The sequence below is a fragment of the Achromobacter sp. UBA4530 genome, assembly GCF_002388205.1.
In the GTDB taxonomy this organism is placed as follows: domain Bacteria; phylum Pseudomonadota; class Gammaproteobacteria; order Burkholderiales; family Burkholderiaceae_B; genus Achromobacter; species Achromobacter animicus.
Map to the genome: position 1 here is coordinate 1 of NZ_DGMA01000003.1, position 24,586 is coordinate 24,586.

Annotated in this window: 27 protein-coding genes; 22 read left to right on the top strand and 5 right to left on the bottom strand. The window is 66.2% G+C overall.

The features are described from left to right. Positions 1 to 426: 426 nt before the first annotated feature. The 3 genes from B2W22_RS01945 (at position 427) to B2W22_RS01955 (ending at position 3,629) form a co-directional block, all read left to right on the top strand. Entirely contained in the window at positions 427 to 1,362 is a 936-nt protein-coding gene (locus tag B2W22_RS01945; RefSeq protein WP_286936026.1) for a 3-hydroxyacyl-CoA dehydrogenase family protein, read from the top strand. 170 nt (positions 1,363 to 1,532) lie between these two features. Then, positions 1,533 to 2,873, top strand: a complete 1,341-nt coding sequence (locus tag B2W22_RS01950) for a short-chain fatty acid transporter (protein WP_175122169.1) — start codon at positions 1,533 to 1,535, stop codon at positions 2,871 to 2,873. A 27-nt stretch (positions 2,874 to 2,900) separates the two neighbouring features. Then, positions 2,901 to 3,629, top strand: coding sequence for an SDR family NAD(P)-dependent oxidoreductase (locus tag B2W22_RS01955; RefSeq protein WP_286936027.1), 729 nt, complete (start codon positions 2,901 to 2,903; stop codon positions 3,627 to 3,629). Between the two features lie 53 nt (positions 3,630 to 3,682). On the opposite strand, the gene B2W22_RS01960 is transcribed toward B2W22_RS01955, so the two are convergent. Beyond that, entirely contained in the window at positions 3,683 to 4,465 is a 783-nt protein-coding gene (locus B2W22_RS01960) for an IclR family transcriptional regulator (protein ID WP_056559785.1), read from the bottom strand. A gap of 193 nt (positions 4,466 to 4,658) precedes the next feature. Here B2W22_RS01960 and B2W22_RS01965 point away from each other — a divergent pair, with 193 nt between their 5' ends. From B2W22_RS01965 to B2W22_RS01990, 6 genes are read left to right on the top strand one after another with little or no spacing between them, the layout of a single operon-like run. Continuing rightward, positions 4,659 to 5,348, top strand: a complete 690-nt coding sequence (locus B2W22_RS01965; protein ID WP_056559787.1) for a 3-oxoacid CoA-transferase subunit A — start codon at positions 4,659 to 4,661, stop codon at positions 5,346 to 5,348. Further along, the gene (locus B2W22_RS01970) at positions 5,345 to 5,989 is read left to right on the top strand and encodes a 3-oxoacid CoA-transferase subunit B (RefSeq protein ID WP_175122167.1); all 645 of its coding nucleotides are present in this window, start codon (positions 5,345 to 5,347) and stop codon (positions 5,987 to 5,989) included. The genes B2W22_RS01965 and B2W22_RS01970 overlap by 4 nt, the downstream gene beginning before the upstream one ends. A gap of 60 nt (positions 5,990 to 6,049) precedes the next feature. Then, entirely contained in the window at positions 6,050 to 6,325 is a 276-nt protein-coding gene (gene catC, locus B2W22_RS01975) for a muconolactone Delta-isomerase (protein ID WP_056559790.1), read from the top strand. Between the two features lie 12 nt (positions 6,326 to 6,337). Further along, on the top strand, positions 6,338 to 6,634 hold the full coding sequence (locus B2W22_RS01980) for a YciI family protein (RefSeq protein WP_105240952.1): 297 nt from the start codon (positions 6,338 to 6,340) through the stop codon (positions 6,632 to 6,634). A gap of 54 nt (positions 6,635 to 6,688) precedes the next feature. Next, entirely contained in the window at positions 6,689 to 7,468 is a 780-nt protein-coding gene (pcaD, locus tag B2W22_RS01985; RefSeq protein ID WP_175122166.1) for a 3-oxoadipate enol-lactonase, read from the top strand. A gap of 5 nt (positions 7,469 to 7,473) precedes the next feature. After that, on the top strand, positions 7,474 to 8,514 hold the full coding sequence (locus B2W22_RS01990; protein ID WP_175122165.1) for a cyclase family protein: 1,041 nt from the start codon (positions 7,474 to 7,476) through the stop codon (positions 8,512 to 8,514). 145 nt (positions 8,515 to 8,659) lie between these two features. Here B2W22_RS01990 and B2W22_RS01995 read toward each other — a convergent pair whose 3' ends face one another. Further along, positions 8,660 to 8,986 carry a PsiF family protein gene (locus B2W22_RS01995; protein WP_175139528.1) on the bottom strand — a complete coding sequence of 109 codons (327 nt, stop codon included), beginning with the start codon at positions 8,984 to 8,986 and terminating at the stop codon, positions 8,660 to 8,662. A gap of 245 nt (positions 8,987 to 9,231) precedes the next feature. Here B2W22_RS01995 and B2W22_RS02000 point away from each other — a divergent pair, with 245 nt between their 5' ends. The 3 genes from B2W22_RS02000 (at position 9,232) to B2W22_RS02010 (ending at position 11,242) form a co-directional block, all read left to right on the top strand. Continuing rightward, a complete protein-coding gene (locus B2W22_RS02000; RefSeq protein ID WP_175122163.1) occupies positions 9,232 to 9,573 on the top strand; it encodes an FxLYD domain-containing protein in 342 nt (113 codons plus the stop codon). Positions 9,574 to 9,758: 185 nt separating this feature from the next. Then, positions 9,759 to 10,409, top strand: coding sequence for a carbonic anhydrase (locus B2W22_RS02005; protein WP_105241734.1), 651 nt, complete (start codon positions 9,759 to 9,761; stop codon positions 10,407 to 10,409). 233 nt (positions 10,410 to 10,642) lie between these two features. Then, positions 10,643 to 11,242, top strand: coding sequence for a glutathione S-transferase (locus B2W22_RS02010; protein WP_191578264.1), 600 nt, complete (start codon positions 10,643 to 10,645; stop codon positions 11,240 to 11,242). A gap of 27 nt (positions 11,243 to 11,269) precedes the next feature. Here B2W22_RS02010 and B2W22_RS02015 read toward each other — a convergent pair whose 3' ends face one another. Next, entirely contained in the window at positions 11,270 to 12,178 is a 909-nt protein-coding gene (locus B2W22_RS02015) for an AraC family transcriptional regulator (protein WP_239215003.1), read from the bottom strand. 151 nt (positions 12,179 to 12,329) lie between these two features. Between B2W22_RS02015 and B2W22_RS02020 the strand changes: the two genes are divergently transcribed. Both B2W22_RS02020 and B2W22_RS02025 read left to right on the top strand, forming a co-directional pair. Further along, positions 12,330 to 13,163, top strand: a complete 834-nt coding sequence (locus tag B2W22_RS02020; RefSeq protein ID WP_286936029.1) for an oxidoreductase — start codon at positions 12,330 to 12,332, stop codon at positions 13,161 to 13,163. Positions 13,164 to 13,250: 87 nt separating this feature from the next. Beyond that, positions 13,251 to 13,832, top strand: a complete 582-nt coding sequence (locus tag B2W22_RS02025; protein WP_286936030.1) for a hypothetical protein — start codon at positions 13,251 to 13,253, stop codon at positions 13,830 to 13,832. A gap of 161 nt (positions 13,833 to 13,993) precedes the next feature. Here B2W22_RS02025 and B2W22_RS02030 read toward each other — a convergent pair whose 3' ends face one another. Next, entirely contained in the window at positions 13,994 to 15,328 is a 1,335-nt protein-coding gene (locus B2W22_RS02030; protein WP_175122155.1) for a DUF3100 domain-containing protein, read from the bottom strand. A gap of 380 nt (positions 15,329 to 15,708) precedes the next feature. Between B2W22_RS02030 and B2W22_RS02035 the strand changes: the two genes are divergently transcribed. The 4 genes from B2W22_RS02035 (at position 15,709) to B2W22_RS02050 (ending at position 19,479) form a co-directional block, all read left to right on the top strand. After that, the gene (locus B2W22_RS02035) at positions 15,709 to 16,644 is read left to right on the top strand and encodes a LysR family transcriptional regulator (protein ID WP_175122154.1); all 936 of its coding nucleotides are present in this window, start codon (positions 15,709 to 15,711) and stop codon (positions 16,642 to 16,644) included. 73 nt (positions 16,645 to 16,717) lie between these two features. Next, entirely contained in the window at positions 16,718 to 16,909 is a 192-nt protein-coding gene (locus B2W22_RS02040; protein ID WP_056559812.1) for a DUF2970 domain-containing protein, read from the top strand. A 289-nt stretch (positions 16,910 to 17,198) separates the two neighbouring features. Next, positions 17,199 to 18,941, top strand: coding sequence for a nitrite/sulfite reductase (locus B2W22_RS02045; protein WP_175122153.1), 1,743 nt, complete (start codon positions 17,199 to 17,201; stop codon positions 18,939 to 18,941). Further along, positions 18,934 to 19,479, top strand: coding sequence for a DUF934 domain-containing protein (locus B2W22_RS02050; protein WP_175122152.1), 546 nt, complete (start codon positions 18,934 to 18,936; stop codon positions 19,477 to 19,479). The genes B2W22_RS02045 and B2W22_RS02050 overlap by 8 nt, the downstream gene beginning before the upstream one ends. Positions 19,480 to 19,524: 45 nt before the next feature. On the opposite strand, the gene B2W22_RS02055 is transcribed toward B2W22_RS02050, so the two are convergent. After that, the gene (locus tag B2W22_RS02055; RefSeq protein ID WP_175122151.1) at positions 19,525 to 20,313 is read right to left on the bottom strand and encodes an IclR family transcriptional regulator; all 789 of its coding nucleotides are present in this window, start codon (positions 20,311 to 20,313) and stop codon (positions 19,525 to 19,527) included. 102 nt (positions 20,314 to 20,415) lie between these two features. On the opposite strand from B2W22_RS02055, the gene B2W22_RS02060 reads away from it, so the two are divergent. From B2W22_RS02060 to B2W22_RS02075, 4 genes are all read left to right on the top strand, one after another. Continuing rightward, entirely contained in the window at positions 20,416 to 21,405 is a 990-nt protein-coding gene (locus B2W22_RS02060; RefSeq protein ID WP_175139524.1) for a Bug family tripartite tricarboxylate transporter substrate binding protein, read from the top strand. Between the two features lie 17 nt (positions 21,406 to 21,422). Continuing rightward, positions 21,423 to 22,928 carry a class I adenylate-forming enzyme family protein gene (locus B2W22_RS02065; RefSeq protein ID WP_286936031.1) on the top strand — a complete coding sequence of 502 codons (1,506 nt, stop codon included), beginning with the start codon at positions 21,423 to 21,425 and terminating at the stop codon, positions 22,926 to 22,928. Next, the gene (locus B2W22_RS02070; RefSeq protein WP_175122148.1) at positions 22,925 to 23,713 is read left to right on the top strand and encodes a citryl-CoA lyase; all 789 of its coding nucleotides are present in this window, start codon (positions 22,925 to 22,927) and stop codon (positions 23,711 to 23,713) included. Before B2W22_RS02065 ends, B2W22_RS02070 begins: the two co-directional genes overlap by 4 nt. Positions 23,714 to 23,778: 65 nt before the next feature. Beyond that, entirely contained in the window at positions 23,779 to 24,582 is an 804-nt protein-coding gene (locus B2W22_RS02075) for an SDR family NAD(P)-dependent oxidoreductase (RefSeq protein ID WP_286898427.1), read from the top strand. Positions 24,583 to 24,586 lie beyond the last annotated feature (4 nt).

Here is a 24,586-nt window from a genome sequence, read left to right on the forward strand (position 1 = left end):
GGCGCGGGGTGCGGGGCGCGTCGATCAGCACGAGGGAATCTGAAGGGAGCCGAAGGCGGACGAAGATGACGAACGCGAAGTCCGGAGCGAAGGCTCCGGACCGCAATCGTAGCCCCGCGCACCCCAGGCCGACGACGTGCCGGGCGTCAAAAGAACGCCGTCCACCGCAAGCCCGCAGCCAGCGAAACACTCAGGCACACCCACCGTCCACCCACCGAACACCCCCAACCCCCCATTTGTCCACCCCCAGCAACTTTTAGTACTATCCCCACAGAAATTCTATACACGCACAAATGTTCGTATATAGAACACAAAGATTTTTCTGGCCAAGCCGCGCACAGAAAGGCACCCCGGACGAGACAGCATCACCCCTGGTCCCCGCGTGTCCGCCTGCAAGCAGCAGCCGCAAGCACCAAGCGAGCCATCATGGACACTCCCCTCAAGAATCTCGCCGTCATCGGCGCAGGCGCCATGGGCAGCGGCATTGCCGCGCTGTTCGCCTCGAAGGGACTCGACGTCGTTTTGATTGACCCCGTCGAAGGCGCCCTCGAGCGCGCGTTGAAGACCATCGAACGCCAGCTAAACGTCTACGCCCCCGGCCAAGTCCAGCAAGCCATCCAGCGCATCCGCCTCGAACCAGGCCTCGAAGCCGCCGCCACCAGCGACCTCGTCATCGAAGCCGTCCCCGAAAACCTCGATCTCAAGCGCGGCATCTTCGCCAAGCTCGACACCCTGTGCCCCGCGCACACCCTCTTCGCCACCAACACCTCCGGGTTGTCGATTAACGCCATCGCCAGCGCCGTCCAGCGCCGCGACCGCTTTGTCGGCACCCACTTCTTCACCCCCGCCGACGTCATCCCCCTCGTCGAAGTCGTCCGCAACGACGACACCTCCGAGGACACCGTCGCCAAAGTCATGGCCACCCTGCGCTTCGGCGGCAAGCGCCCCGTTCTCGTGCGTCAGGACATCCCCGGCTTCATCGCCAACCGCATCCAGCACGCCCTCGCCCGCGAAGCCATCTCCCTGCTGGAGAAAGGCGTCGCCAGCGCAGAGGATATTGACGAAGTCGTCAAATGGAGCCTGGGCATCCGCCTCGCCCTGTCCGGCCCCCTCGAACAGCGCGACATGAACGGCATTGACGTTCACTACGCCATCGCCAGCTACCTGTACAAAGATCTCGAAAACCGCACCGAACCCTCCGACCTGCTCAAAAGCAAAGTCGACAGCGGGCACATCGGCGCCAAAAGCGGCCAGGGCTTCTACACCTGGAGCCCCGAACGCCGCGAACGCGTCCTGCGCGAGAAAAGCGCCGCCCTCGGCGAACTGGCCGCCTGGTTGAACGGCAAAGCCAGCGGCTCCTGAGTCCGTTCTCAAGCATCCACAAAAAGCGCGGCGGCCATGACCGACCGCGCCATCGGGCCACGAGCCCACCCACACAAAGAAAAGCAATCGTCCGGCACGCCCGCATCGTCACCCGATGACTCGCGCCACCGGACATCAGAGAACCGCCTTACGGAGTTGTTGGAGGCACCATGAATAAATTGGCTTCATTCTTTACCGAGCTGATGCGCAAGTATCTGCCCGATCCCTTTGTCTTTGCGATCGCGCTCACCTTGCTCACCGTGCTGCTGGCCATGGGCATCGAAGGCCAGGGCATCGGCGACATCACCCGCGCCTGGGGCAAAGGCTTCTGGAGCCTCCTGGCCTTCACCACCCAGATGGCCGTCATCCTGGCAATGGGCTACGTGCTGGCCACCGCACCGCTCACCGACCGCCTGCTCAACCGCATCGTCAGCCACGTCCACAAGCCGCACACCGCCATCATCGTCGCCACCCTCGTCGGCGGCGTCGGCAGCTACCTGAACTGGGGCTTTGGTCTTGTCATCGGCGGCATCGTCGCCAAGAAGCTGGCCTTGAAGGTCAAGGGTGTTCACTACCCCCTGATCATCGCCGCCGCCTACAGCGGCTTCACCATGTACGGTCTGGGCCTGTCCGCCAGCATCCCCGTTCTCGTCGCCACGCCCGGCCACCCCACCGCCGCGCAGATGGGCACGATTCCCCTGTCGGAAACCATCTTCTCCGTGCCCATGCTGCTCACCAGCCTGGTCATCATCATCACCCTGCCGCTGCTCAACGCCTGGCTGCACCCCAAGAAGGGTGAGGCCATCGTCGAAGTCGACCCCAACATCGACCGCGACGCCAACGCGTCCAACGCCGCCGAAGACATGCTCGAAAAGGGCACCATCGCCTCCAAGCTCAACAACAGCCGCCTGCTCAGCATGCTGATCGGCGCGCTCGGCGTGGCCTACGTCGTCTTTCACTTCATGGACGGCGGCTCGCTCGACCTGAACCTCATCAACTTCATCATCCTGTTCCTGGGCATCATCTTGCTCGGCACGCCCGCCGCCTACGTCGCCAAGCTGACCGAAGGCATCAAGACCATCTCCGGGATCATCCTGCAGTACCCGTTCTACGCCGGCATCATGGCCATCATGGCCGCCTCGGGTCTGGTCACCACGATCTCCGCGGTCTTCGTCGACGTCGCCACGCCCGAAACGCTGCCGTTCTGGGGCCTGATCAGCTCGTTCGTCATCAACTTCTTCGCGCCGTCCGCCGGCGGCCACTGGGTCATCCAGGGTCCGTTCATGATCGACGCCGCCAAGGAAATCGGCAGCGCGCTCAACCAGACGACCATGGCCGTCATGCTGGGCAACGCCTGGAACGATCTGGTGCAGCCCTTCTGGATCCTGCCCGCGCTGGCCCTGTCCAAGCTCAAGCTGCGCGACGTGATGGGCTATACCGTCATCATGATGCTGTGGGTCGGCGTGATCCACATCACCGCCGTCCTCGCCTGGGGCTACCTGACCCATTGAGTTCTTGAACACTGAACGGAAACCGATATGACCAAACCCACCGCATATCTCGTCACCGGCGGCAGCGCCGGGATCGGCGCCGCCATCATCCGCATGCTGCTCGATGCCGGCCACAAGGTCGTCAACATCGACTACAAGCTGCCCGAGAATCCGCCGGCGGGTCTGGTCTCGTATCAGGCCGATCTGACCGACGAGGCGCGCACGCAGGAAGTCGCGCGCGAAGTCACCAGCGCGTTCAACATCGTCGGTCTCGTGAACAACGCCGGCGCCACGCGGCCCGGCACGGCCGACACCGCCACGCTGGCGGACCTGGACTACGTCGTCAATCTGCATCTGCGCACCGCGCTCATCCTGGTGCAGGCCGCGCTGCCCGCCATGCGCGAAGCCGGCTTTGGCCGCATCGTCAACATGTCGTCGCGCGCCGCGCTGGGCAAGCCGGATCGCGTGGTCTATTCGGCCACCAAGGCCGGGCTTGTGGGCCTGACGCGCACGCTGGCCATGGAACTGGGCGGCGACGGCATCACCGTCAACGCCATCGGCCCGGGCCCCATCGCCACCGACCTCTTCATCAAGAGCAATCCGGCCGGGGCCCCGCAGACCGAGCGCATCATCAACAGCATCGTCGTCAAGCGCCTGGGCACGCCCGAAGACGTCGCGCGCGCCGCGATGTTCTTCCTGTCGCCCGACAACGGGTTTGTCACCGGCCAGATGCTGTATGTCTGCGGCGGCACGACGCTCGGCGTCGCGCCCATCTGAGCGCGGCCGCCATGTCCGTCCGGACCCATCCCTCTGCCGCCCCCAGGCTTGGCCTAGCGGCGCAGCAGCGCGTGGTTGATCTGGTCGGCGGCGCGGCGCAGCGGCGGCAAAAACGCTTCCAGCATCGCCTCGCGCGAAAACCGGTTGGCGTGACCGCTGACGTTCATCGCGGCGATCACGCGGCCGCTGCGGTCGATGATGGGCACCGCCACGGATTGCAGGCCGGGTTCCAGTTCCTGCGCCACGCAGGCATAGCCGTCGGCACGCACGCCGGCCAGCACGCGCTTCAGTTCGGCGATGTCGGTGACGGTTTCCGCCGTGTAGGTCTGGATCTGGCTCATCGCCAGCACCCGGTCCAGCTCGGCTTCGGGCAGGCCCGCCAGCAGCACGCGGCCCATCGACGTTACCCATGCCGGCAAGCGGCTGCCCACGGCCAGATTGATCGTCATCACCTTATGCGTCGACAGGCGCAGGATGTACACGATGTCGGCGCCTTCCAGCACCGACACGGAGCAGGACTCGCGCGTCAGCTCGGCGACTTCTTCCATGTAGGGCAGTGCCAGGTTCCACAGCGGCGTGCCCGACAGATACGCGTAGCCCAGTTCCAGGATGCGCGGGGTCAGCGAGAACTTGCGGTCGTCGGCCGTGACGTAGCCCAGGTGTTCCAGCGTCAGCAGGATGCGGCGCGCGCCGGCGCGGGTCAGCCCCGTCACCGCGGCCACCTCGGACAACGTCATCTGCGAACGGTCGGGGCCGAAGGCCCGGATCACCGACAGGCCGCGCGCGAAGGACTGCACGTAACTGTCGCTGGGTTGCTGGGGATCTTGCTCGGCCATCCGTCTGGTTCCACGAGTAAAAGGCCCGCCGCGGCGAGCCTGCGTTGCCCCTTGCGGGCGACTCCGAACGATGGAGAGTGCGGCGTGCGGGCTTGCCTTGACGCCTTCGCATTCCCCATGAAACGATGTTCTTCAGAAGAACGAAAGTTCGAAAGAAGAACAAATTATGACACGCCACCTATGAGCGAACATCATGATCTCTAAGACTGTTGCAAGCGCTGCCGCCGCCCTGGCGGACGTCCCCGATGGCGCCACCGTCATGATCGGCGGCTTCGGCACCGCCGGCCAGCCCATGGAACTGATCGACGCCCTGCTTGAACAGGGCGCCAAGGACCTGGTCATCATCAACAACAACGCCGGCAACGGCACCACGGGCCTCGCCGCCCTCTTGGGCGCCAACCGCGTGCGCAAGATCATCTGCTCGTTCCCGCGCCAGGCGGACTCGCAGATCTTTGACGGCCTGTACCGCAGCGGCAAGCTGGAACTGGAACTGGTGCCCCAAGGCAATCTGGCCGAGCGCATCCGCGCCGCCGGCGCCGGCATCGGCGCGTTCTTCACGCCCACCGGCTACGGCACCCCGCTGGCCGACGGCAAGGAAACCCGCGAGATCAACGGCCGCCAGTACGTGCTGGAGTATCCGCTGCACGCCGACTACGCGCTGATCAAGGCCGAGCGCGGCGACCGCTGGGGCAACCTGGTCTATCGCAAGACCGCCCGCAACTTCGGCCCCATCATGGCCAGCGCCGCGCGCGTGGCCGTGGCCCAGGTCCGCGAGATCGTCGAACTGGGCGAGCTCGACCCCGAAACCGTCGTCACCCCCGGCATCTTCGTCAAGCGCGTCGTGCAGATCGCAGGCCAGCAGGCCGCCAAGGAGCAGCAATGAGCACCAAACTGACCCGCGACCAGATCGCCGCCCGCGTCGCGCAGGACATTCCTGAAGGCGCCTACGTCAACCTGGGCATCGGCCTGCCCACGCTCGTCGCCAACCACCTGCCCGCCGGCCGCGAGGTCATCCTGCACACCGAAAACGGCATGCTGGGCATGGGCCCCGCGCCCGCCAAGGGCGAGGAAGACTACGACCTCATCAACGCCGGCAAGCAGCCCGTCACCGAACTGCCCGGCTGCTCGTTCTTCCATCACGCCGATTCGTTCGCGATGATGCGCGGCGGCCATCTGGACATCTGCGTGCTGGGCGCCTTTCAGGTCTCGCAGCATGGCGACCTGGCCAACTGGCACACGGGCGCGCCCGATGCCATCCCCGCCGTCGGCGGCGCGATGGACCTGGCCATCGGCGCCAAGGACGTCTTCGTGATGATGGAACTGCAGACCCGCGAAGGCCAGAGCAAGCTGGTCGAGGCCTGCACGTATCCGCTGACCGGCGTGCGCTGCGTGTCGCGCGTGTACACGGATGTGGCCGTGTTCGACATCAACAAGGATGGGGTGACGGTCACCGATATCTTTGGCGACATGACCGCCGATGAGCTGCTGCGCCTGACCGGCCTGCCGCTTAAATTTTCGAACTGAATTCCCTAAATTGCCGCTACACCGCCCCGCGCGCCGGGGCGGCATCATGGAGAGTCCATCATGTTGTTCATGGTTCAAATGCAGGTCAATCTGCCCGTCGACATGCCCGCCGAACGCGCGGACAAACTGAAGGCTGACGAAAAGGCCCTGGCGCAGCAGCTGCAGCGCGACGGCAAGTGGAAGAGCCTGTGGCGCGTCGTCGGCCGCTACGCCAACGTCAGCATCTTCGACGTCGAAAACAACGACGAGCTGCACACGCTGCTGTCGTCGCTGCCGCTTTTCCCGTACATGGATATCGAAGTCACCGCGCTCGCGCGCCATCCCTCGGCGATCTGACAGGAGCCTCGCATGCCCTACATCATCGAAACCTTCGACAAGCCCAATCACCAGGAAATGCGCCAGCAGCACCGCGCCAAGCACCTGGAATACCTGGACGCCAACAAGCAGCTGCTGCTGGCGTGCGGCGCCAAGCTGCAGGATGACGGCAAGGATGCGGGCGGCGGGCTGTACATCGTCGACGTCGACACGCGCGAAGCCGCGCAGCAGTTCATCGACGCCGATCCGTTTGCGCAGGCCGACCTGTTCGACCGCGTAACCATCACCCGCTGGCGCAAAGCCTACGTCGACGGCGTCTGCCACCTGTAATACCCGCGCGGCCGCCTGCTTGCGCGGCCGCCGCCCTCCCCAAAGGAATTCCACATGGCTTACGCCGATCTCAGCCAGGCACGGCTGTTCTACGTCATCGATGGCCCCGCCGACGCGCCGGTGCTCGTGCTCTCCAATTCGCTGGGCACCAACGCCGACATGTGGGCCCGCCAGATCCCTGAACTGACCCGCCACTTTCGCGTGCTGCGCTACGACACCCGCGGCCACGGCAAGTCGTCGGTCCCCGAAGGCGAATACAGCTTCGAGCAGCTGGGCAACGACGTCGCCGAATTGCTGGCCCACCTGGATATCAAGCGCGCGCATTTCTGCGGCCTGTCGATGGGCGGCCCGACCGGCCTGTGGCTGGCGCTGGCGCGACCCGAACTCGTCGGCAAGCTGGTCCTGTGCAACACCGCCGCGCGCATCGGCTCGGCTGAAGGCTGGAGCACCCGCATCGCCGCCGTGGCCGAGCAGACGCTCGAAAAGATGGCGCCCACGCTGGTCGAACGCTGGCTGACCGACGGCTATCGCGCCGCCGAGCCGGGCCTGACGCAGGTGCTGATCGACATGCTGCGCCGCACGCCGGACGCCGGCTACTCGGGCAACTGCGCCGCGCTGCGCGACGCCGACTTCCGCGAGCAGGTGTCGTCCATCACCGCCCCCACGCTGGTCATCAGCAGCACGCACGACCTGGCTGCCACGCCCGCGCAAGGCCAGGAACTTGCGGCCGCCATTCCCGGCGCGCGCTACGTGGAATTGAACACCTCCCACATCTCGAACTGGGAGCAACCGGAAGCCTTCACCCGCGCGGTCGTCGACTTCCTGACGGAGTAAGCCGCATGCAACGCTGGAAGCATCGGCCCGAAGGCTCCAACTGGGGCGACTTCGGGCCCGACGACCAACTCGGCCGCCTGAATCTCATCACCGAAGAACAAGTCCTGAAGGGCGCACGCGAGATCCGCGCCGGCAAGACCTTCTGCCTGTCCCTGCCGCTGGACCTGCCCGGCGGCAACGTGCTCAACCCGCGGCGCCACCCGCCGCAATTGAGCCCCACGAAGCTCAAGGACACCCCGTACCTGAACTTCCCGTTGAAAAACGTCAACCCTGACGCGCTCGACGTGTTGAGCGACGACCAGGTGCTGCTGTCCATGCAGTATTCGACGCAATGGGACGCGCTGGCGCATGTGGGCGCATTGTTCGATGCCGATGGCGACGGCACACCCGAGCTGCGCTACTACAACGGCTTTCAGGCGGGCGTGGACGTTGTGGGACCCAATGATGGCGATCACACCGGCTGCGGTTGCAACAGCGGTGGCCCGTCTGCCGCGCTGAAGCTGGGCGTTGAAAACCTGGCGCAGAAAGGCATGCAGGGCCGCGGCGTGCTGGTCGACCTGTTCCGCCATTACGGCCCGGGCCGCACGCTGATCGGCCACGCCGAACTGATGCACGTGCTGGCAACGGATGGCATCACGATTGAGCGCGGCGACATGCTGGTGCTGCGCACCGGCTACGCCGAAGCCGTGGTCGCGATGAACGGCACGCCCGACCCCGAGGTGCTGCACACCTACGGCGCCGCGCTGGACGGCACCGACGACGCGCTGCTGCAATGGATCACCGACAGCGGCATCGCCGCCATCTGCGCCGACAACTACGCGGTCGAGGCCTACCCCGCCCGCGAAAAGTCCGGCGCGCGTCCGATGCTGCCGCTGCATCATCACTGCCTGTTCAAGCTGGGACTGCCGCTGGCGGAGCTTTGGTATTTGAAGGACCTGGCGGAGTTCCTGTTTGCCAATGGCCGCCACCACTTCATGCTGACTGCGCCGCCGCTGCGCCTGCCGCATGCGATCGGATCGCCGGTCACGCCGATTGCGACGGCGTGACGCGCGGAGCGCCGGTGTCTGGCACCCGTACAAGACGGCCTTGAAGCTGCACCTGAGCGTCTTGGGTGTCTGACACCCAACAGCATCGGTCAGCGGTCCAAAAAAAAACGCCAGACATCGTCTGGCGTTTTTTCTTGCCGGTTGTTCACCCCTTCAAACACGTGCTCATGAACGTCTTGCGCGCGTCGCCGGCCAGTTTCTGTTCCGCGGCCTTCGCGTTGCAGTCCTTCATCTTTTGCTGCTGCGGCGTGAGTTGCTTGGCCGGCTCCTCGCCCTTCAGGCAACTGCTCATGAACGTCTTGCGGTCGTCGCCCTTCTTGCCTTCGGCGGCCTTGTTGCAGTCAGACATGCGCTGCTGCTGCGGCGTGGGCGTCTTGGCGGTTGAGGGAGCGGCGGGGGTCTGCGCCTGCGCGCCGGCAAAACATGCGGACAACAGGATGGCCGAAGCCAGCTGGCTGGTACGGGAAAGCATGAGTTCCTCCCTTGAGCGCCCCTCGCGCAATGGCACGCGCGACGCGGGCGGCACGGTCCGCCGGCCAAGGCGCCGGCTTGGCAATCATCGAACAAAGCCCCAGCATTGGCAACATCCGCCGCAACCTGTTACCCATTCATCCTTCTGGCCCGTTGTCTCTCGTGGCAGAAAGGAGTGAGATACGCCTGATCCCCGCCGCGATGCCGTACTGCCGTCGCCGCCGCGGGCCGTATCAGGAGACAACCATGAAAAAACTCGTCCTTGCCGCGCTCGTCGTGCTGGCCGGCCTGTCCGGCGCCGCTGCCGCGCAAAGCCTTGCCTACGGCATCACCCTGGGCAACGTCCAGGCCGTGCGCGACAGCACCCGCAACGTCTCCACCATTACGGGCTTTCTCGCCAACCAGTCGGAGCGCAACGTCAACAGCGTCCTGCTGACTTACGTCCTGTACGACGCGCAGAACCGCGAGATCGGCAGGGTCAGCGAAGATGTCGTCGGCCCGTTCGCGCCCGGCCAGATCAAGGTGGTCAAGGCGATCACGCCGCTGGAATTCGCCCGGGTGAATGCGCTGGACGTCGCCGCACGCTAGGTCAGACCGCCGCCCGGCCAGCCGCCAAAAACCCTTTTGTGATCAGGGTTTAGACAGGTGGCTATCAGGCCAGTTATGGGAAAATCGCGTCTGCCGACTCGATAACAGGGGCTTCCAAACGAAGCCCCTTATTGCGTATGCCGGCGCGCCAGCAAGCCTGGCCTCGATACTAGGAAGTGAAGATCATGTTTCCCAAAAGACTCTCCGAAGGCTATCAATCTTTCCTGGACGGCCGCTTCCAGACTGAAAGCAGCCGCTATCAAAAGCTGGCCGAAATCGGCCAAAGCCCGGAAATCCTGATCATCGGATGCTGCGACTCGCGCGTGTCGCCCGAAGCGATCTTCGACGCCGGCCCCGGCGAGATGTTCGTCGTGCGCAACGTGGCCAACCTTGTGCCGCCCTGTGACCCGGACTCGGAATCGTCGTACCACGGCACCAGCGCCGCCATCGAATTCGCGGTCAACGGCCTGAACGTCAAGCACATCGTCGTGCTGGGCCACGCGTCCTGCGGCGGCATCCGTTTCTTCTTCGACGACGCCACGCCGCTGAGCAAGAGCGATTTCATCGGCAAGTGGATGTCGCAGATCGAACCCGTGGCCAAGGGCATGTCGCCGGATACCGGCGACCGCCAGGCCAACCTGAAGCGTCTGGAACTGGCCACCGTCGCGCACAGCCTGAACAACCTGATGACGTTCCCGTCCATCCGCCGCCGCGTCGAAAAGGGCGAACTGGAACTGCACGGCGCGTACTTCGGCGTAGCCACCGGCGTCCTGTTCCTGCGCGATCCGGACACCGGCGAATTCAAGCCCTGCCTGGAAACGGGTATTACGGAATAAGCAGCGGATAAGCCGCTGATACGCGGCGCGCGCCGGACCGCAACGGTTCCGGCGCGGTCTGCATGCAAAGTGCGCGTCGCCCGACGCGCGCCATCGCCTTCATGCCAGCGTTCGCGCCGCCTTGCGCAGCGCATCCATTCCCCCTTCATGTGTCCCCGCCGGTCATCCGCACGCAGGCTGGACAGCGTTCGCCCCCTGCGCAACACTGACGCCTCTCACCGACAGGGAACCCCATGAAAATCTTCTTCTCGCCTGCTTCGCCCTTCGTACGCAAGTGCATGGTCATCGCCCATGAACTCGGCCTGGTCGACCGCATTGAAAAGCTGCCCAGCGCCGCCGGTCCCGTCGCCCGCGACCAGACCATCATCCCGAGCAACCCGCTGGGCCAGGTGCCCACGTTCATCACCGATGACGGCCAGGCGCTGTTCGACAGCCGCGTCGTCTGCGAGTATCTGAACGATCTGGGCGGCGGCACGTTCTTCCCCGCCGGCAAGGCCCGCTGGCCGGTGCTGGCCGAGCAGGCGATGGCCGACGGCATGCTGGGTGCGGCGCTGCTGGCGCGCTATGAGACCGTGCTGCGCCCGGAGGCGTTGCGCTGGGATGGCTGGGTTGAAGGACAGCTTGGCAAGGTGCGCGACGGTCTCGCGCTCATCGAGAAGAACGCCGCAGGCCTTGAAGGCCGGCTGGACATCGGCACCATCACCATCGGTTGCGCATTGGGCTACCTGGACTTCCGCTTCCCGGATCTGGACTGGCGCGCGTCGCATCCCGCCACGGCCAAGTGGTTCGAAGGGTTCAGCCAGCGTCCGTCGATGCAGGCCACCAAGCCTTGAACGAACCGTCGGCGGGCAGCCGCCGATTCAGTGTGACGACACGTAGGTGGCGTCCGCGAATGCCGGCAAAGCGAAGCCTTCGCGCATGCGTCGCGCCTCCGCCGCCGGCGTCAGGCCAAACAGACGCTTGAACTCGCGGCTGAACTGGGACGGGCTTGTGTAGCCCACCGCCTGACTCGCCGACTCGGCCGTCAGGTCCTGCCGCACCATCAAGAGACGCGCCTGGTGCAGGCGCGTCGATTTCACGTACTGCATGGGAGAGACCTGCGTCACCGCCTTGAAATGGCTGTGAAAGCTGGGGACGCTCATGCCCGCCTCGTTGGCCAGCCGCGTCACGTCAAGCGGCCGGGCGTATTCCGCGTGAATGAGGCGCAGGGATCTGCCGATCCGGCCGAACTGCCCGCGCAAGGACAACGCTTCCCGCATCGAACCGCCCTGCGGGCCGGTCAGCACGCGGAAATAAAGCTCACGCAACAGCCCCGGTCCCAGCACGGCGGCTTCAAGCGGCCGGGACATGGCCTCGATGAATCGCAGCACCGACGTGCGCATCGCGTCATCCATCGGCGTCGACAACATGCTCTGCGGCGGCTGGGCTGCCGCCGCGGCGCCGGCGGCGTCGATCTGAGACGCCAGTTCCGCGGCCAGCGCGAAATCCAGGTGCAGGTACAGCGCCAGCAGCGGGCGCTCGGGCGTTGCGTCGGTCTCCATGCTGAAGGGCACCGGGACGGACACGGCCAGGTAATGCTGCTCGTCGTACAGGTACAGCCGATCGCCGAAGTAGCCGCGCTTGCGGCCCTGACAGACGATCACGATGCCCGGGTCATACAGCACCGGCGTGCGCGCCAGCGCCCGGTTGGCGCGCAGCACGCGCACGCTGGGCAACGCGGTCAGGTTGTAGCCCTCATCAGGCGCCAGGCCGCGCAGCAGCGCGGCCATGCGGCTTTCGGCAGGATCGGCGCCCACCGCGTCGTCGGGGGCCGTGGCGTTGGTGTTCATAGCTTTGTGCAAGATAAGCAGCGGAATACGGCTTATCCGCGCAGTTTGGCAAGACTACCATGCATTCTCCAATGAGTTCAGAGCCCCCTCCATGACCTCCCCCAAAACCCTGCTCATCACGGGCGTCAGCAGCGGCTTCGGCCGCGCCCTGGCCGAGGAAGCCCTGGCCGCAGGCCACCGCGTCGTCGGCACGGTGCGCGCCGAACCGGCCCGCCTCGCGTTTGAAAGCCTGTCTCCCGGCGCTGCCATCGGTCGCGTGTTGGACGTCACCGACTTCGACGCCATTGACGGCGTGGTGGCCGATATCGAGGCCAGCGTCGGCGCCATCGACGTGCTGGTCAACAACGCGGGCTACGGCCATGAAGGCGTGATGGAAGAGTCGCCCCTGCCGGAAATGCGCCGCCAGTTCGACGTGAACGTGTTTGGCGCGGTCGCGATGATGAAGGCAGTCCTGCCCTTCATGCGCCAGCGCCGGCGCGGCCACATCCTGAACATCACTTCCATGGGTGGCCACATCACCATGCCGGGCATCGCGTACTACTGCGGCAGCAAGTTCGCGCTGGAGGGGATTTCCGAAGCGCTGGGCAAGGAAGTGCAGCCGCTGGGCATCGCCGTGACGGCGGTGGCGCCGGGGTCGTTCCGCACCGACTGGGCGGGCCGATCCATGACGCGCACGCCCCGCACCATTGCGGACTACGACGCCATCTTCGACCCTATCCGCAAGGCCCGCGAAGAGAAAAACGGCCGTCAGCTGGGGGATCCACGCAAGGCGGCGCGCGCCATGCTGGCGGTCATCGACGCCGATCGTCCTCCCGCGCACCTGCTGCTCGGCAGCGATGCGCTCGGGTTGGTGCGGGGCAAGCTGGCCGCCTTGCAGGAGGAATTGACGGCGTGGGAGACGGTTACGAAATCCACAGATGGGTAAAGCCTTTCGCCGGGGCCTTTGCTACAGTGAACTTGCATCTCCCCGGACAGACCAACCCAAAGGTCAATCACGACAAGGAGCCCCCGCATGGCCATTTCTGCGATCTCCGCCATCCCCCACGTCGCCGCGCCTTATCCGGCGCGCGTTTCGATGCTGGATGAGAACCGCCCTGCCTGGGAAGCCGAACGCGCCGCGCAGAACTTCGCCGCCCGGCAGGCCCAGCGCACCGCGCAAGCCCAGGCCGCCCGCGACGCCCAGCGCGTGGAACGCGCCCAGGCCGACAGGTTGGCAAGGGCGGAACCAGACGCCCCGCCTGTCAGACACAAAGCCGACCCTGCCGTCGCGCCCCTTGCCCTCACCGCGCCCGCCATCAATATCGATGAATTGCGCGACCTGTACGCGGACGCCCGGATGCGGCGCGCGGTCGAGGACTTTGCCGCGCGGCCGGACCCGGTGGCGCAACGCGCCGACATCGCTAACGACTGGGGCACCATCGAAGGCCTGGCGCCGCTGCAACCCTATCGCGTCGCCATGGGCAATCCGCAGGTGGAATTGCAGGCGGCTGTCGCATTGAAGGCCGCTGGGGTCGGGATCCCCCCGGTGGCGAATATCGGCCCCACTGAAAACGTGACCGACAACGCGCGCTACCGGCCCGGCGCCGCCGCCTGATTCCTGGGTGTCAGACACCCGTTGCCCTAGGTGTCCAACACCCGTTGAGACGCCGTTTCAAGCCGACGGCTATCTCCCCTGGGTGTCTGACACCGCCCCAAGCAAGCCCACAAAAAAAGCCGCCTGTACAACAGGCGGCTTTTTCATGACGCTAGCGCCGATCAGTGAAAGAATTCCGCGATCATCGTGGCGCCCATGAACGTGCCGGCGTTCGCCGCCAGCGACACCACCACGATCTTCCAGCCCAGCTTGCGGAACGCAGGCAGGTCCTTCAGGATCGACAGTCCGGCCATCGCCAGGATCACCGTCGTGAACGGCAGAAAGTTGACCTTGCCGACCATTGCAATGATCTGATCCGAATACGGCAGCACGCCCGGGCAGCCGGCGGTCATGGCGATCACCGACAGCACGAACACGGCCGGCAGCTTGGGCACGACGCGCAGGATCAGGTCGGTGATGACGACCAGCAGCACGATGATGGCCATGCCCGGCAGTGCGTCCGCGAACGGCACGTTGTAGCCCAGACGGTTGCCCACCAGCGCGAACAGGCCACAGATGACGTAGGCGGTCAGGCGGTCGCCGAAGCCCATCTTCGAGCCGTGCGCGGGCACGTCTTCCGACACGCTGTCGTCGACCACGGCCTCGTTCTTGCCACGCGAGAAGCGGCCCAGCACGGGCTCGAGCTTGCCGTACAGGAAGATCGTCGTGGGCAGCGAAATGAACAGGGTGAAGTACACGCCAACCACCGTCGTCAGCAGGTTGGCGGCCGCAGCCAGCGCAGCGACCTGATGCGCCATTTCGGGCGTCTGCTGCGAAGCGATCGCGCCCACGCCTGCGGCCATCATGCTGCCCGAGCCCACGCCGGCGCCCATGGCGAGCGAGCGCGGATCGAAGATGTTCAGGCTGGTGATGAAGCCCGCCATCAGCGCCACGAACAGCGCGCCGATCACGGTGCCGGTGATGTATTCGGCCATGACGCCGCGGCCTTCCGGCGAGTTCATGCCGTAGCGCTCGCCGATGATCGCCAGGCTGGGCTCGCGGCCCACCGAGAACGTCGCGCCAATCGCTTCACGCTTGATGCCGAGCAGCAGCGCCAGCGGCAGGCCGATGGCCATGGTGCCGAAGAAGTGGCCGAACTCCTGGAACACCAGCGCCCAGCCGGCCTCGCGCACCTGCGGCAACGCGCCGCCCACCATCAGACCCAGCTTGGCCAGGAACGGCAGCAGCGCGTATTGCAGGTAGCCGCTGATGCGGGTCTGCATCGCCTTGTCGATGCCGGCGCCTGCCGGCAGCCGCTGGCCGAACGCCGCAACCACCGCGCCGATGAAAATCGCCCACAACATGGGCTGCAGGATGATCTTGCCCGGACCGACCGAGAAGGTGACGCTGCCGATCGCTTCGGAAATGACCACCACCAGCAGGATGGCGGCGAGCATGCGCACGCGCCCCGATAGCGGCATGGAAGGCGAAGCCAGGCTTGCGCTGGCATGAGACATTGGTTTTCCCCTGATGACGTGAATAGTGATCGTGGCGGCGGGCCGGACGAACCCGGAAACCGGCGCCCGGACGTCCAGGCAGAGCCGGCGGGGCAAGCGAATTCGGAAGGTTCGGGCGACGGCGCTTGAAGAGCGGCTCTGTCGATTCAAACGGCCAATACAGCGCGAACGGCGCGCGCAGCGGGCGGCCGATTCGGACTGCGCAATTTTCGCTCACCCCTCTGGCGGGCAACCATGACACGGGCCGCCGAGAAACGTTGCGTAAAATGCAACGAATTCGCCTTTCCTCGGAAAATTTTGCACGAGACAAATCGAAATAAGGGTAAACCCTTAAGCCCTTTCGTGGAAAATCAGCCGCATTCCGCCCGGAGCCAGCCGCCATGGACGAACAACTCGACGCGCGCCGCACCCATTACTTCATGCAGGTCATGAGCCGGGGATCCGTGCGCGGCGCGGCCGAGGCCCTGGAAATGGACCCGTCCGCCGTCAGCCGCGCGATCGCCGCCCTGGAGCGCGACTGCGGCATGGCGCTGTTCGAACGCCGGGGACGTGGCCTCGTGCCCACCGATGCCGGCCACATCCTGGCGCGCTATGTAAAACGGCAGCAGGACATCCAGGAGAGCTTCTTCTCCGAAATCGACAGCCTGCGCAAAGCCGAACGCGGCCACATCGACCTGGTGCTGGGCGAAGGCTTTGTGGAGCTGATGTTCGACCGCGTGCTGCCGGGCTACTGGCGCAGCCATCCCGAAGTCACGCTGGACATCGACGTGGCCCGCACGTCCGAAATCGTCCAGCGCATCGTCGACGACCGCGCTTACATCGGGCTGGTGTTCCAGCCGCCCAACGATGCCCGGCTGCGCACGCATTACTCGCGGCCCGAGCCGATACGGGCCATCGTGCGTCAGGACCACCCGCTGACGCGCCTGCGCCGGCCCCTCTTGCTGACCGATCTGGCCGACTACCCCGGCGCGTCCATGCAGGAAGGGTTTGGCGTGCGCCAGCACATCCAGGCCGCCGAGATCAGCGAGCAGGTCCGGCTGCACAACGTGCTGACCACCTCGTCGTTCAAGGCGCTATGGCAGTTCGCGGCGGCCGGCATCGGCTACGCGCTCACGCCCCCCATCGCCGTCACCGCCGACATGCAGGCCCAGCGCCTCGCGAGCCTGCCGCTGGCCAATCCCATCCTGAACCAGGGCAGCCTGCACGTCCTGAGCCGCGCCGGCCGCCACATCTCGCCGGCCGCGCGCGAGCTGCTGGAACACATCGTGCGCGGCATCGGCGCACACGCCGCCGCGCCATCTGATACGGTCGGCTGACGCGAATCTGCATCTGTCTGCCGGACACGCCAGCGTCTACAGTGGGCCGTCAATAATCCGCCCGGAGGCGCATATGCTCGGTTTCCTGCGCACGGTCCGCTCCGTGCTGTGGGCCTTCTTCGGCGTACGCCGCGGCCGCGGCTACGATGCCGACATCGCCCACAACAAGCCCGGCCCCCTCATCGCCACCGGCCTGCTACTCGCGGCCTGCCTGGTGATCATTCTGGTGTTCGTGGCCCGCTGGGCGGTGAATGCGGCGTTGTAGGGGTTTAGGGGCTTGTTCTACGACAAGCCGCATATTCATATATGCGCGTACGCTCGCGGCTGGTTTCGACGACCTCCGCAAAAATGGCCGCCCGGCCGCCCGGAGGCGGGCAGCCCCCTCGGGGGGCAGCTGGCGCGCGCAGCGTGGGGGCCCTTATTTCTTTATTACCAGAATGACTTAGACGGTGTTCGCGGGTCGCTGTTACGGTTATGAATCCCGTTTTGCCGGCGCCGTGCGCCCGACCCCGCCCCCGGGGTTCAGACCGAAAAGACTTCCAAGGGCAGTAGACATGTACGTGTATGACCCCGTCGACCAACAGCTTGTCGAGCAGCGTGTCGCGCAGTTTGCCGATCAGACGCGCCGCTTTCTCGACGGCCAGCTAACCGAGGACGATTTCCGCGTCCTGCGCCTGCAGAACGGCCTGTACATCCAGCGCCACGCCCCCATGCTGCGCGTCGCCATTCCGTATGGCCTGCTGGCGTCCCGCCAGTTGCGCACCCTGGCGCACATCGCGCGCAAGTGGGACCGCGGCTACGGACACTTCAGCACGCGCCAGAACATCCAGTTCAACTGGCCCAAGCTGGAAGACGTGCCAGACATCCTGGCGGAACTCGCCACGGTGCAGATGCACGCCATCCAGACCAGCGGCAACTGCATCCGCAACACCACCACCGACCACTTTGCCGGCGTCGCGCCGGACGAACTCGTGGATCCGCTGATCTGGTGCGAGATCATCCGCCAGTGGTCCACGCTGCATCCCGAGTTCGCCTTCCTGCCGCGCAAGTTCAAGATTGCTGTCAGCGGCGCCGTGGAAGACCGCGCGGCCGTGGGCGTGCACGACATCGGCCTGCAGGCCGTCGAGCGCGATGGCAAGCTGGGCTTTCGCGTGTGGATCGGCGGCGGCCTGGGCCGCACGCCCATCGTCGGCAAGCTCATCAATCCGTTCGTCGAATGGCAGCACCTGCTGACCTATCTGCAGGCCGCGCTGCGGGTCTACAACCTGCATGGCCGCCGCGACAACAAGTACAAGGCGCGCATCAAGATCCTGGTCAAAGACCTGACGCCCGAGGTCTACGCGCAGCAGGTCGATGAAGAGTGGCAGCGCATCAAGGGCGGCCCCGACACCATCACGCAGGAATTCGTGGACCGCATCAAGGCGCGCTTCGTCTGGCCGCAGCACGACGCCGCCGCCGCGTCCGACATCGACAACACCGACGCGCTGGCCGCGGGCGACAAGCGCTTCGCGCGCTGGCTGCGCACCAACGTGCATGCGCACAAGGTTGCCGGCTACGCCGCCGTGACCGTGTCGCTCAAACCCACCGGCGTGCCGCCGGGCGACATCACCGCGGACCAGATGGATGCGGTGGCCGACCTGGCCGACGACTTCGGTTATGGCGAACTGCGCGTGTCGCACGAACAGAACCTGATCCTGGCCGACGTGCGCCGCGCGCGGCTGCACGAGTTGTGGCAAAAGCTCGAGGCCCTGAACCTCGCCACGCCCAACGTCGGTCTGCTCACCAACATCATCGCCTGTCCGGGCGGAGACTTCTGCGCGCTGGCCAACGCCGTCTCCATTCCCGTGGCCGAAGCCATCCAGCGCCAGTTCGACAACCTGGATTACCTGTTCGAGATCGGCGAACTCGATCTGAACATCTCGGGCTGCATCAACTCCTGCGGCCATCACCATGTGGGCCACATCGGCATTCTTGGCGTCGATAAGGCCGGCGAGGAGTGGTATCAGGTCACGGTGGGCGGCCGCCAGAACGGCGCCGCCAAGCCGCTGCCCGATCTCGAATCCACGCATGGCGGCGGCGCGGCCATCGGCCGCATCATCGGCCCGTCGTTCGCGCGCCATCAGGTGCCGGGCGTGGTGGACCGGTTGATCCGCACGTATCTGGGTTTGCGCGACAGCGACGCCGAACGCTTCATCGACGTGGTGGACCGCGTCGGCATCGATCCCTTCAAGCAGGACGTGTACGCGGACCCTGCCTTCGCCAAACCCACGCAGCAAGCGGAGCCCGCCCATGTCTGAGATCTACGCCCACGACGCCCCCGGCCCGCATCTCATCCGCAACGGCAAACTCGAGGCCGACACATCGCGTCCGTTCGTCCCCGAACCCGAAGTGCCCGCCGAAGGCCAGGTCCCGTCCGACGAACCCGGCTGGATCGTGCCGCTGGCCGTCTGGAAGACTTCGCGCAACACGCTGCGCCGCCACAAGCATCCCGTGGCCGTGCTGCTCAACCCCGACGCCGACCTGACGGACCTGGCGGACGCCGATGGCGTGCTGCATCCCGAGGGCATCGCGTTCATCGCCGTGGACTTTCCGGTCTACACCGATGGCCGCGGTTATTCGCTGGCGCAGCTGCTGCGCACGCGCTACGACTGGCAGGGCGAGCTGCGCGCGGTCGGTGACGTGATGATCGACACCATCCACTACCAGGCGCGCGTGGGCTTTGACAGCTTCCTCGTCAAGCCGGGACACGACCCGCACAAGGCGCTGGACGCCTTCAAGACGTTCACGGTGCATTACCAGAAGACGTACCGCGTGCCGACGCCGGCCGCGGCCTGAACGAAACGGCCCCCACCCGCCGCCGGAACGGCATCGCGGCGGGCCTCAATCCCCCTCGCCCGCCCCGTGCGGCATGCCGAATCCGCTCTGCGACACCTGCGCGCGGATCAGTTCGGCAATGCTGCGCTGGCGCGGCGCCTGCATCCGGCTGATGAGGCTGGACACGCTGACCGCCAGCCGCGGATAGCCGCCCGCATCGCACAGCGCCATGCCCACACCCAACACGCCCGGCACCGCCGCGTTGCCCACCACGGCCCAGCCGCGCCCGCGCGTGTTCTCCACCAGCCGCCGCATCTGCGCCACCGTCATCCCGCCGTAGGCGCGTAGCGCCTGCTCGTTCTGCATCACCACCTCGTCGGCTTCCGCGGCCGGCAAGGCGCCCAGCAGCGCCAACCCGGCCGCGCCCACGCCCAACGGCTGGCGGTGCCCGACCGTCACGGCCAGCACCTGCACCGGGTAATTGCCGACCTCGCGATGCAGGCACAGCGAATCATTCGCAGCGCGGCAAATGAGAAACGCCGAATCGCCGCTGACGTCGCTGATCTGGCGCAGCAATGGCCGAAGACTGCGCACGGCCTGCGCGTGCGGATCGCCGGCCATCATCACGCCCAGTTCAGCAACGCGCCAGCGCGGCGCGCCCGATTCCCGCAGCGCGTAGCCCTCCTCGACCAGCACATCCAGGTAGCGATACACCGTGGACCGCTGCATGCCCGCGGCCCGCGCGATGTCCACCACGTGCATGCCGGCCGCGCCGGCCTGGCGCAGCACGCCCAGCACCTTCAGCCCGCGCCGCAGGATGCGCGGACCGGAACCCTCGGAATCCGGTTTGTTCAATTTCTGGACACCTTGCGTTGATAGGGCCTCCATCAAAGCCGAATATGAAGGCGGACAGACGAAGAGCTGTCCAATTATTAGACAAACAGGACGGAGACAACAATGAAGACATTCGGCAAGCGCTGGACCGCTGCGGCGGTGGCCTTGAGCGGGGCGCTGATGACCGCCGCCCCGGCCTGGGCGGCCAAACCCTATCCCGATCGCCCCATCACCCTTGTCGTCGGCTATGCGGCCGGCGGCGCAACCGACATCGTGGCGCGCCTGATGGCCAAGTCCCTGGCGGAAGAATTGGGCCAGACCGTCGTGGTCGAGAACAAGACCGGGGCCAACAGCAACATCGGCGCCGAGATCGTCTCGCGTGCCGCGCCCGACGGGTACACGCTGTATGTCGGGTCGATCGCCAACACCATCAACCGCACGCTGTACAGCCAGCTCAATTACGACTTCGTCAAAGGCTTCGAACCCGTCGGGTTGCTGGCGACCATTCCGAACATCCTGGTGGTCAATCCCAAGCTGCCGATCAAGACGGTGCAGGAATACATCGCCTATGCCAAGCAGCATCCCGGCAAGCTGACGTGCGCGTCGTCCGGCAGCGGTTCGTCCATTCACCTATCCTGCGAGCTCTTCAAGATGAAGACCGGCACCGACATCCTGCACGTACCGTATCGCGGCAGCGGTCCCGCCGTGGCGGACCTGCTGGGCGGTCAGGTGGACTCCATGTTCGACAACCTGCCCTCGTCCCTGCCCCACGTGCAGGCGGGCAAGCTGCGCGCCATCGGCGTCACCTCGCCCCAGCGCCTGCCGGCCACGCCCGATGTGCCCACCTTGGCGGAGTCCGGCCTGCCTGACTTCGACGTGGAATCATGGTTTGGCCTGGTGGCGCCGGCCGGCACGCCCCGGCCCGTCATCGACCGCCTGAACCAGGCGCTGAACAAGGCGCTCGCGACGCCAGCCCTGCAAACCTCCTACAAGCAAGGCGGCTTCTTCCCGCCCCAAGCGCCGAACACGCCGGAGACCTTCGCCAAGAAGATCGCCAGCGAGATCGACAAATGGGGCGCGGTGGTGAAAAGCGCCAACCTCAAGGCCAATTAAGCATCCAAGGAGCATAGGTGTACCCGATTGATTTCTTCTTCCGCGCCGCCGAGCAGTACCCGGACCGCGTGGCGCTCGACGGTCCCGATGGGCAGGTGACTTACGCGCGGCTGGCGGCGGACACGCGTGCGCTGGCGGCCGCCCTGCAGGATCTGGACCCCGAGCCGCAGACGCGCGTGGCCATCTGCGCCGGCAACTCGGCGCGCCACATCCTGGCGCTGCTCGCGGTGCTGGCCAGCGGCAAGGTCTGGGTGCCGCTGAACTACCGCAGCACCGCGCGCGAGATCGGCCGCATCCTGGATGCGACCGAGCCGACCATCGTCATCGTCGACGACGTAGGCGCGCCGCTCGTGCCCGCGGGTTCAGCACGACGCATCGTGCTGGACGACGCGGCCGCTGACCTGGCGCTGGACGCGCTGCTCGCGCGTTTTGCCGACCACGTTCCGGCGCGTCACGCCTTGCCGCGCGACGCCACGCAGGCCATCAAGTTCACGGGCGGCACCACCGGCCTGCCCAAGGGCGTGATGCAGCCGTATCACGCGTGGAACGCCGGCATCGTCAACCAGATCCTCAACTGGGGCCTCACCGCCGAAGACCGCTACGTCGTGTCCGCACCCATCACGCACGGCACCGGCACCTATCTGTTGCCGGTGCTGGCGCAGGGCGGCGCGCATCTGCTGCTGGACAGTGTGTCGCCCGCCACCATTACCGAGGCGTTTCGCGAGCGCGGCGGCACGCTGAGCTTCATGCCGCCCACGCTGATCTACATGATCATGGCGCAGCCCGGCGTCTCGCGCGCGGACTTCCCGCATCTGCGCAACCTCATCTACGGCGGCGCGCCCATGCCCGTGGAAAAGATCGAGCGCGCGCGCGCCTTCTTCGGCCCGGTGCTGGGCACGACTTACGGCCAGACCGAGGCGCCTCAGATCGTCACGGTGCTGCGCCCCGACGATCTCGAAGCGCCCGAAAATCGCGCGTCCGTCGGCCGGGTCACACCGCTGTCCGACGTGGCAATCATGGCGCCCGACGGCACGCTGCTGCCGCGCGGCGAAATCGGCGAAGTCGTGGTCCAGGGCGACCTGGTGATGACCGGCTACTGGCGCCTGCCCGAGAAGACCGCTGAAACCATAGTCGACGGCTGGCTGCACACCGGCGACACGGGCCTCATCGACACGCGCGGCTATCTGTTCCTGAAGGACCGCCTGCGCGACGTCATCATCACCGGCGGGTTCAACATCTATCCGGTGGACGTCGAAAACGCCTTGTCCGCGCATCCCGCCGTCTACGAATGCTCGGTGTTCGGCGTGCCTGACGACAAGTGGGGCGAAGCGGTCCACGCCGCCGTCCAGCTTCAGGCGGGCGCCGAGGCCGACGGCGACGAACTCAAGGCGCACGTGCGCGCGCTGCTGGGTCCGGTCGCCACGCCCAAACACATCCATTTCCACGACAGCCTGCCGCGCTCGAGCGTGGGCAAGGTGCTGAAGAACGCGGTGCGCGACGCCGCAATGAAGGAAACGCCATGAACAAGCCCGAAACCCGCCTCTGCGCCCATCACCTGACCGGCATGTCGTATCGCGACGTCGATCTGGTCGAAGACCTGATCGGCAAGAAGTCGTTTACCGAAGTCATGATCATGCAGATCCTCGGCCGCGACGCGCGTCCCGTGGACATGCGCATCGTGGACGCGGTGCTGGTCACGCTGATGGAGCACGGCATGACGCCCAGCGCGATCGCCACGCGCCTGATCTACATGAGCGCACCCGAGAATCTGCAGGGCGCCGTGGCGTCCGGGCTGATGGCCGTGGGCAGCCAGTTCGTGGGCACCATGGAAAACTGCTCGCGCCTGCTTGACCGCATCCGTCAGGCACCCGACGGTCCCGCGGAAGCATTGGCGATTGCCCGCGAACACCGCGCGTCGCGCAGCCCGCTGCCCGGCTTCGGCCATCACCTGCACAAGCCGGACGACCCGCGCGCGATCAAGCTGCTGGCGCTGGCCGAGGCGGAAAGCGAACTGAGCGGCGAGTCGGTTCAGGCGCTGCGCTGGCTGGCCAGCGCCATCGACGAGACCTACGGCAAGCACATCACCATCAATGCAACCGGCGCCGTGGCCGCGCTGCTCAGCGAGATCGGCGTGCCTACCGATCTGATGCGCGGCTTTGCCGTGATCTCGCGCGCGGCGGGCCTGGTGTCGCACGTGGCAGAAGAGCAGCAGAGCCCGTCCGGGCGGTACATCTGGGAAACCATCGACCACGCCATTCCGTACGTGGGCAAGGGCAAGAGCCATCAGCAAGACGGCGGGCAATCGTGAGCGCGGGGTCCGGTACGCCCGATGCCGGTACGCCCGTTGCCGGTACGCCCCTTCACGCTGCCGCGCTGTCCGGCGCGCGCCTGGCCGGCAAGGTTGCGCTGGTCGCAGGCGCAGGCACGTCCGCGCCCGGCTGGAGCATCGGCAAGGCAAGCTGCGTGACGCTGGCGCGCCAAGGTGCGGCCATCATCGCCCTGGACGCCAACCTGACCGCCGCCGAAGAGGCCGCGCATGAGGCCGAAGCGGCAGGCGGCAGCGCGCTGCCTGTGCAGGCCGACGTGGCCGATCCGGACGCGATGCAAGCGGCGGTCGACGCGGCGTTGCGCCGCTTTGGCCGCATCGACATCCTGCAGGCCAACGCGGGCATCGGCAAGGTCGGCGGCCCCGAAGACATCTCGATCGCGGACTGGGATCGCATCCAGCAGGTGAACGTGACCAGCCTGCTGATCGCCACGCGCCTGCTGGCGCCCGTCATGCGTGTGCAGGGCGGCGGCGCCATCGTGGCCGTCTCTTCCATTGCGGGCATCCGGTACACCGGCTATCCGCATCTGGCCTACAGCGTCAGCAAGGCTGCGGTCATCCACTTTGCGCGCATGGCCGCGCAGCAGTACGCCGCCGACGGCATCCGTGTGAACACGGTCATACCCGGTCTGATCGACACCCCCCGCGTCACCGCCAATGTCGCAAAGATGTTCGATGCGAACGACCTGGACGCCGCGCGCGCGGCGCGCGACAAGCAGGTGCCGATGGGACGCATGGGCACGCCATGGGAGGTCGCCAATGCGGTGGCCTTCCTGGCGTCGGACGAGGCGTCCTACATCACCGGCACCGAACTGCTCGTGGATGGCGGCCTGACAGGCAAGTACGCCTGAGCCG

What these genes read in the sequence shown, in the direction of transcription:
- B2W22_RS01945 (WP_286936026.1), top strand. Translation starts at nt 427, where the DNA reads ATGGACACTCCCCTCAAGAATCTCGCCGTCATCGGCGCAGGCGCCATG.
- B2W22_RS01950 (WP_175122169.1), top strand. Translation starts at nt 1,533, where the DNA reads ATGAATAAATTGGCTTCATTCTTTACCGAGCTGATGCGCAAGTATCTG.
- B2W22_RS01955 (WP_286936027.1), top strand. Translation starts at nt 2,901, where the DNA reads ATGACCAAACCCACCGCATATCTCGTCACCGGCGGCAGCGCCGGGATC.
- B2W22_RS01960 (WP_056559785.1), bottom strand. Translation starts at nt 4,465, where the DNA reads ATGGCCGAGCAAGATCCCCAGCAACCCAGCGACAGTTACGTGCAGTCC.
- B2W22_RS01965 (WP_056559787.1), top strand. Translation starts at nt 4,659, where the DNA reads ATGATCTCTAAGACTGTTGCAAGCGCTGCCGCCGCCCTGGCGGACGTC.
- B2W22_RS01970 (WP_175122167.1), top strand. Translation starts at nt 5,345, where the DNA reads ATGAGCACCAAACTGACCCGCGACCAGATCGCCGCCCGCGTCGCGCAG.
- catC (WP_056559790.1), top strand. Translation starts at nt 6,050, where the DNA reads ATGTTGTTCATGGTTCAAATGCAGGTCAATCTGCCCGTCGACATGCCC.
- B2W22_RS01980 (WP_105240952.1), top strand. Translation starts at nt 6,338, where the DNA reads ATGCCCTACATCATCGAAACCTTCGACAAGCCCAATCACCAGGAAATG.
- pcaD (WP_175122166.1), top strand. Translation starts at nt 6,689, where the DNA reads ATGGCTTACGCCGATCTCAGCCAGGCACGGCTGTTCTACGTCATCGAT.
- B2W22_RS01990 (WP_175122165.1), top strand. Translation starts at nt 7,474, where the DNA reads ATGCAACGCTGGAAGCATCGGCCCGAAGGCTCCAACTGGGGCGACTTC.
- B2W22_RS01995 (WP_175139528.1), bottom strand. Translation starts at nt 8,986, where the DNA reads ATGCTTTCCCGTACCAGCCAGCTGGCTTCGGCCATCCTGTTGTCCGCA.
- B2W22_RS02000 (WP_175122163.1), top strand. Translation starts at nt 9,232, where the DNA reads ATGAAAAAACTCGTCCTTGCCGCGCTCGTCGTGCTGGCCGGCCTGTCC.
- B2W22_RS02005 (WP_105241734.1), top strand. Translation starts at nt 9,759, where the DNA reads ATGTTTCCCAAAAGACTCTCCGAAGGCTATCAATCTTTCCTGGACGGC.
- B2W22_RS02010 (WP_191578264.1), top strand. Translation starts at nt 10,643, where the DNA reads ATGAAAATCTTCTTCTCGCCTGCTTCGCCCTTCGTACGCAAGTGCATG.
- B2W22_RS02015 (WP_239215003.1), bottom strand. Translation starts at nt 12,178, where the DNA reads ATGGCCGCGCTGCTGCGCGGCCTGGCGCCTGATGAGGGCTACAACCTG.
- B2W22_RS02020 (WP_286936029.1), top strand. Translation starts at nt 12,330, where the DNA reads ATGACCTCCCCCAAAACCCTGCTCATCACGGGCGTCAGCAGCGGCTTC.
- B2W22_RS02025 (WP_286936030.1), top strand. Translation starts at nt 13,251, where the DNA reads ATGGCCATTTCTGCGATCTCCGCCATCCCCCACGTCGCCGCGCCTTAT.
- B2W22_RS02030 (WP_175122155.1), bottom strand. Translation starts at nt 15,328, where the DNA reads ATGTCTCATGCCAGCGCAAGCCTGGCTTCGCCTTCCATGCCGCTATCG.
- B2W22_RS02035 (WP_175122154.1), top strand. Translation starts at nt 15,709, where the DNA reads ATGGACGAACAACTCGACGCGCGCCGCACCCATTACTTCATGCAGGTC.
- B2W22_RS02040 (WP_056559812.1), top strand. Translation starts at nt 16,718, where the DNA reads ATGCTCGGTTTCCTGCGCACGGTCCGCTCCGTGCTGTGGGCCTTCTTC.
- B2W22_RS02045 (WP_175122153.1), top strand. Translation starts at nt 17,199, where the DNA reads ATGTACGTGTATGACCCCGTCGACCAACAGCTTGTCGAGCAGCGTGTC.
- B2W22_RS02050 (WP_175122152.1), top strand. Translation starts at nt 18,934, where the DNA reads ATGTCTGAGATCTACGCCCACGACGCCCCCGGCCCGCATCTCATCCGC.
- B2W22_RS02060 (WP_175139524.1), top strand. Translation starts at nt 20,416, where the DNA reads ATGAAGACATTCGGCAAGCGCTGGACCGCTGCGGCGGTGGCCTTGAGC.
- B2W22_RS02070 (WP_175122148.1), top strand. Translation starts at nt 22,925, where the DNA reads ATGAACAAGCCCGAAACCCGCCTCTGCGCCCATCACCTGACCGGCATG.